The organism is Nonomuraea sp. NPDC001684 (assembly GCF_053596515.1).
On sequence record NZ_JBSFGJ010000611.1, the window covers coordinates 1 to 4,513 of the forward strand.

At 73.1% G+C, this 4,513-nt stretch carries 5 protein-coding genes; 1 reads left to right on the forward strand and 4 read right to left on the reverse strand.

The window, feature by feature from the left end:
* A partial coding sequence (locus tag ACWCSD_RS48425) for an LLM class flavin-dependent oxidoreductase (RefSeq protein ID WP_449925886.1) occupies nucleotides 1–560 on the reverse strand: 560 nt, incomplete at its 3' end.
* 95 nt (nucleotides 561–655) lie between these two features.
* Here ACWCSD_RS48425 and ACWCSD_RS48430 point away from each other — a divergent pair.
* Entirely contained in the window at nucleotides 656–1,114 is a 459-nt protein-coding gene (locus ACWCSD_RS48430; RefSeq protein WP_449925889.1) for an Lrp/AsnC family transcriptional regulator, read from the forward strand.
* Nucleotides 1,115–1,150: 36 nt separating this feature from the next.
* Here ACWCSD_RS48430 and ACWCSD_RS48435 read toward each other — a convergent pair whose 3' ends face one another.
* The 3 genes from ACWCSD_RS48435 to ACWCSD_RS48445 form a co-directional block, all read right to left on the reverse strand.
* Entirely contained in the window at nucleotides 1,151–2,290 is a 1,140-nt protein-coding gene (locus tag ACWCSD_RS48435) for an FAD-dependent oxidoreductase (protein ID WP_397156327.1), read from the reverse strand.
* A gap of 25 nt (nucleotides 2,291–2,315) precedes the next feature.
* The gene (locus tag ACWCSD_RS48440) at nucleotides 2,316–3,884 is read right to left on the reverse strand and encodes an MFS transporter (RefSeq protein WP_358286251.1); all 1,569 of its coding nucleotides are present in this window, start codon (nucleotides 3,882–3,884) and stop codon (nucleotides 2,316–2,318) included.
* A gap of 84 nt (nucleotides 3,885–3,968) precedes the next feature.
* Nucleotides 3,969–4,406, reverse strand: coding sequence for a hypothetical protein (locus ACWCSD_RS48445; RefSeq protein ID WP_449925893.1), 438 nt, complete (start codon nucleotides 4,404–4,406; stop codon nucleotides 3,969–3,971).
* Nucleotides 4,407–4,513: the final 107 nt, after the last annotated feature.

Below are 4,513 nucleotides of genomic sequence, written 5' to 3' on the forward strand. Positions count from 1 at the left end.
GCCTCGCGCAGCCAAGGCAGGGTGTTGCGCAGGGGATGCCACGCCTGGCCCAGCCGTACGGCGCGGCGCAGCCCGGCCTCGCCGTTGCCGCCGACCCAGAACGGGATGGGCCCGGCGCGGTAGTCGTCGGCGGCCGACCAGGCGGCGCGCATGGCCAGCAGGTGGTCGTCGGTCAGCCGTCCGCGCCGCTCGAACGGCACCCCGAGCGCGTCGAACTCCTGCCGCGCCCAGCCGATGCCCACGCCGAGCACCAGCCGGCCGCCGCTGAACCGGTCGAGGTTGGCCGCCATCCGGGCCATCACCAGCGGATGCCGGTACGGCACGATGAGCACCGAGGTGCCGAGCCTGACCCGCGTGGTGATCCCGGCCAGCCAGGAGAGCGTGGTGAACGGCTCGTAGAAGGGACCCGGGTACTGCTGGGCGACGTCGGGGGTGATCGCGACGTGGTCGGAGATCATCAGCAGGTCGTAGCCGAGGCCCTCGACGGTCTGCGCCCATCGCCGCAGCGTGGCCGGGTCGGTGCCGGGCCCGAAGTTCGGTACGTTCACGCCGATTCTCATGACACCGAAGGCTATCCAGGCCGTCCCGCCGGGCTGAAGGCCCCGCTCACGGTGTGCGGCGGGGATCGCCGTGGATCTGCCGGTATATTCGCCGGATGGCCGAGGATCTCGACGACACCGACTGGGCGATCCTGGCGGAGCTGCAGCGGGAGGGCCGGCTGCCGCTGACCGAGCTGGGCCGCCGGGTCAACCTCAGCGCCTCGGCGACGACCGAGCGGGTCAGGCGGCTGGAGGCGCTGGGCGTCATCGCCGGCTACCGGGCGGAGGTCGATCTGGGCAAGGTCGGGTTCGGCGTGCTGGCCGTCGTGCGGCTGAAGTATCCCGGCAGCCGGCACGAGCCGCTGCGCCGCCTGCTCGGCGAGCGCCCGGAGATCCTGGAATGCCTGCGCACCACCGGCGAGGACTGCTACACGCTGAAGGTGGCGGCCGGCTCGATGCCCCACCTCGAACGCGTCATCGACGAGCTGGCCCGGTTCGGCAGCACCACGACCAACATCGTCTACAGCCAGACCCTGCCCTACCGGGGCCCGGCCGCCCCGCCCGCACGGCTCTGAGGCGGGCGCGCCGGGGCCTCCCGGAGGGCGGCGGGATCAGATCGGCTGCAGCGCGGGAGCGGTGCGGGGCGCTGCCTCGTCGCCGTAGATGTGCAGGTCGGCGCGGAAGGCCCGCAGGTACGCCCGCCGGTCGTGGAACGTGGCGGCCAGGGCGTCGCCGTAGTCGATGAGCTGCCGGTGCGCCTGCCGGCGCGGCTCGTAGCGGGCCTGGAGCAGCTTGTCGAGCAGCGGCAGGTCGCCGCCGGCCGCGGAGATGACGTCGGCCAGGATCTCGGCGTCGTACAGGGTGTAGCTCATGCCCATGCCGGTCATCGGGTGGCAGGCGAAGGCGGCCGAGCCGAGCAGCGCGGCGTTGCCCCTGTGGTACGCCCCCACCCGCAGCGACGAGACCCTGATCGGCTGCCAGGCGGCGGCCCGCAGGGAGGCGAAGGCGTCGGTGCTGTCGGTGACGAAGCCCTTCAGCAGGTCGGGCAGGCCGGCGGCGCCCCGGCCGAAGACCTCGTCGTCCTGCTCGGGGGGCAGGCCGACGAACACCCTGGCCTGGTCCTTGTCGAGCGGGTAGAGGTAGGCGAGCCAGCCGCCGGAGCTGAAGTAGAGCCGGTTGAGCTGGGCGACGCTGGCGCTCAGCGGCACGGTGGCCACCCGCATCAGCAGCCGGTCGTAGGGCATGGTGACCTGGTCGATGTCGAGCGCCCGGCGCACGGCCGACCTGGTGCCGTCGGCGCCCACGACCACGTCGGCGCGCAGCCGGCTGCCGTCGGACAGCGTCAGCAGCTCGATGCGCTCACCCTCGCGCTCGACGTGCTCGATGGCGGCGTCGAAGCAGAACTCGACGCCCTCCATCGCGCAGCAGGCGTAGATGAGCTCGACCAGCTCGCGGTAGGGGCGGATGAGGAAGCCCCCGTCGGGGAAGCGGCACTCCCTGATCGGCTCGCCGTCGTGGTAGTAGCGGATGAGGTCGCGCCGCAGGCCGTGGCGCTCGACGAGCTCGGCCAGCCCGTGGCGGGCCAGCACCCGCAGGCCGGGGGGCTTGAGGAAGTCGGCGCCCGCGCTGGGGATCGAAGGTCCCTGCTCGATGACGACGACGCGCTGCCCGCGGCGGCGCAGCAGCAGTGCGAGGAAACAGCCGCCGAGCCCGGCGCCGACGATGGCCACGTCGCACGAGGTGGTTGCCATGACGAGAGCCCTTCTTGAGGTTGTACTAGACGTGCGTGGTTCCGTAGGTCTCCGAGCTCTCTGCCGCCCGGGGCCTCGGGATGTGATCCCTGGGGGTCGTGCGGGTCTCGACAGGCAGCAGCGCGTCGGCCTCCGCCGCGACGGTGGCGAGGGTCATGCGCAGCTCCAGCAGCAGCCGGCGCGGCACCTTGATCATGTCGTCGCCCGGGTCGGTCCGCAGCCGGGTGATCTTGGTGAGTGCGATGGCCCCGATGAACACCGAGATGGCCACGCACATGGCGAGCGCGCCGGCCAGCCCGGCCAGCGGGCCGGTCAGGATGAACGGGTGGTCGATGACGAGGGACACCACGGCGATGCCGACGGCCCCGCCGACCATGCGGGCCATGGTGGCCGCGCCGACGGCGGAGGCGTACTGGCTGGGGCGGGCGGCCAGGGTGGTGGCCACGGAGGTGCCGGGCGCCAGCGCGCCGACGCCCATGCCGACCACGACGCTGGCGATCAGGCCCCACACCGTCGGCCCTGACTGGGTCAGCACCAGCACGCACGCGCCGCCGCAGAGCAGGGAGCCGGCGTAGATCAGGCCGTACGCGCCGATGTGCTTGAGCAGCTTGCCGGCCAGGTAGCTGGTGACGACGACGGCCACCGAGGTGGGCGTCAGCCACATCGCCACCTCCAGCATCGGGTAGCCGAGGTGCAGCAGGTACAGCGGCTGCACGGTGAGCAGCCCGTAGGACAGGGCGCCGAAGAACCAGGTGGCCAGCCAGCCCCAGACGAACTTGCGCTGCCGCCACAACGCCAGGTCGATGGCGGGCAGGCGGTGGTGCCTGGCCTGGGCCAGCGCGCCGCCGAGCAGCGCCAGGGCCGCGACGGCCAGCCACACGACGTCCATGCCCCAGGCCATGGCCTTGGAGATGGCCAGCACGATCACCGCGATCCCGGCGGCCAGCAGCCAGGCGCCGAGCACGTCCGGCACGCCCTTGGCCGCGGCGCGCCTGCCGGACGGGAGCGCGGCGCAGGCGATCAGCAGCGCGACGCCCATGACGACGTCGGGCACGAACAGGGCGCGCCAGTCGACGGTGGCGGCCAGCCAGCCGCCGCCGGCCTGCATGAGCAGGCAGCCGAGCCCGGAGGCCGAGCTCCACAGCGCGATCGCGCCCCGGCGCTGCGACTCGGGCAGCTCGCCGAGCAGCAGCCCGAGGCTGGCCGGGATCATCGCCGCCGCGCCCGCGCCCTGCACCGCCCGCGCGGCCAGCACGAACGACCAGGACGACGCGGCCACGGTGGCGATCCCGCCGGCCACGAAGACCACCAGCCCGAACGCCAGCACCCGGCGGCGGCCGAACAGGTCGGCCCAGCGGCCGGCCGTGGCCAGCAGCGCCGCGATCGGGATGAAGGCGGCGCTGGTCAGCCAGACCAGGTCGCCCAGCGGCATGCCGGCGCCCGCGGGGGTGTAACGCAGCACGCCGACGGCCAGGGTGGTGGCCGTGGTGTCGGCCATCACGGTCAGCATCACGCCCGCGCCGACCAGCCGCAGCATCACGGCGTGACGGCGGGTCACGCCGGTTGCTCTGACGGCCACTGGTGTCTCACGCACTCGGTCCTCCTCGCAAGAAAGCCTCAGGTTCCCCGCCGGCCGGCACACTGCGGTGGGTGCGACCGGCGCGGGGTGGTTCGGGGGTCAGGCGCCGTAACGGCCGGGAGAGAGCAGGCCGTCCGGGTCGAGAGCGGTCTTGAGCCGGTGGAGCATGCCGAGGCTGGCGGTGCTGGTCTCGGACCAGACGTCGGCGGCGGCGTGGTCGATGTCGGAGCGGTAGATGGCGCAGCCGTTGCCGCGCAGCAGGCAGCTCGCGTCGTTGCGCAGCTGGTGGGCGCGGTGGGCGGCGTCGGCGTCGGCCCGGTCGAAGAAGATCTGGATGACGGCGTTGGCCATGTGCGGGCTGACCAGGTTCCACTCCACCATCAGGGCGATGCGGTGGGTGTCGACGGCGGTCTGCAGGGCGTCTAGGATGCGCTCGGTCTTCGTGGCGTGCAGCGGCATCAGCGGCAGCAGCACGAGGAAGCCCATGCCGCCGGCGTCGATCTGGTCGCAGGAGGTGACGCCGAGCGCGTTGCGCACGCCCTGGCAGGTCGTCGGCCCGCCGGTGCCCTCCCAGCCGCACATCGAGATGACCGTCCACATGCTGCGGGAGGCCGGGGTCAAGGTCGACGACACCGAGCGCGACG

Bases quoted from the DNA above. Each gene is read 5' to 3' on its own strand.
- ACWCSD_RS48430 (WP_449925889.1), top strand. From the start codon at position 656: ATGGCCGAGGATCTCGACGACACCGACTGGGCGATCCTGGCGGAGCTG.
- ACWCSD_RS48435 (WP_397156327.1), bottom strand. From the start codon at position 2,290: ATGGCAACCACCTCGTGCGACGTGGCCATCGTCGGCGCCGGGCTCGGC.